Genomic DNA, 1,102 nt, shown 5'->3' on the forward strand with positions numbered 1-1,102 from the left:
CATTTTATCGAGTAATTGACTTTCACGTCCCGCAGCAATTAGCCGACTTCTCCATTCACTTAAAACTGAATAGTCAAAGCCACTATCAGTAATTTCTAATCCCAGAGCATACTTCCAATCTATACGACTTCTCACCGCTTCTGCTGCTTGTCGGTCAGTCAATCCCTCGGCAAATTGCATCACACTGATTAATGCTAATTGCCCTGGAGATAACGCACTTTGACCGCAATCAGCTCGAAACAAGGCAACAAAGTCACTATCCAAGTACAAGACTCCTAATTCGTCGCGCATTTTCATATACGGATTTCCTTTGGGAAAGGAGGTTCGTGCTACAGAAGCTGTCATTTCTGGAATCGATGACCAGTCGCGGGGGTGAAGAGTCATAATAAATCTATTTAATATGGTGCGTGATTACACAATCATTCTGCCTATTCAGAACGGCGATGTCTGAGGGGTAAAACCCCTCAGACATTCGCCAACAGTCTCTTGATAATCGCCTGGTCACAGCCTGTTAATTTGACACAAGCTGAACCTGGCAAACTCTCGGTAATTAAGGATGAAAAAATTAATAATTGTCAACTTTTAACTGGAATATTCGGCTCAGAGGAATGGACGATCAAGCTTTCTTATTGGGAACCTGGAGCTTATGTCCTTAAAGGAATTAATCGACTTAACGGCAAAAAGATTAACGCTATGGATCTGAAGTAAGAGGAACTGTAGATCGACCTCAATATCCAGAAGTGTTGAATGATAGGAGAAAATTGCTAAAATTGGCCGAGCAATGTATAATTTCAGAGTGATAAATTATGAATAATCAACTGAAATGCTATTTTCTAACTTCCCCAAAATTGTCAAACGGTATCTGGCCCATTTACCCAAAGATGATTATCCTGTTTTAGATAGCTTTACATTTGTCTCCTGCTGGCTAGGGTTTAGTTTTGACCAAAGCCTCGATACTATGCGTTCGCTATTTTCCCGTTTAAACAGTCGAGGTATTTCCTTAGATATATCAACGTTCTCAAAGGCTAGTAAGCATAGAGATATTGGTGTTTTTATAAAAATATTTGAAAAATTACAAGCGGATCTAAAACGTCAATTAATT

At 39.5% G+C, this 1,102-nt stretch carries 2 protein-coding genes and 1 pseudogene; 2 read left to right on the forward strand and 1 reads right to left on the reverse strand.

The window, feature by feature from the left end:
- A partial coding sequence (locus ACUVJL_RS24575) for a transposase (protein WP_445248230.1) occupies positions 1 to 384 on the reverse strand: 384 nt, incomplete at its 3' end.
- A 102-nt stretch (positions 385 to 486) separates the two neighbouring features.
- On the opposite strand from ACUVJL_RS24575, the gene ACUVJL_RS24580 reads away from it, so the two are divergent.
- The gene (locus ACUVJL_RS24580) at positions 487 to 708 is read left to right on the forward strand and encodes a hypothetical protein (RefSeq protein ID WP_445248231.1); all 222 of its coding nucleotides are present in this window, start codon (positions 487 to 489) and stop codon (positions 706 to 708) included.
- Between the two features lie 115 nt (positions 709 to 823).
- Positions 824 to 1,102, forward strand: a pseudogene (locus ACUVJL_RS24585) (IS4 family transposase); the annotation flags it as partial.

Source organism: Microcoleus sp. OTE_8_concoct_300 (assembly GCF_031383065.1).
Classification (GTDB): Bacteria; Cyanobacteriota; Cyanobacteriia; order Cyanobacteriales; family Microcoleaceae; genus Microcoleus.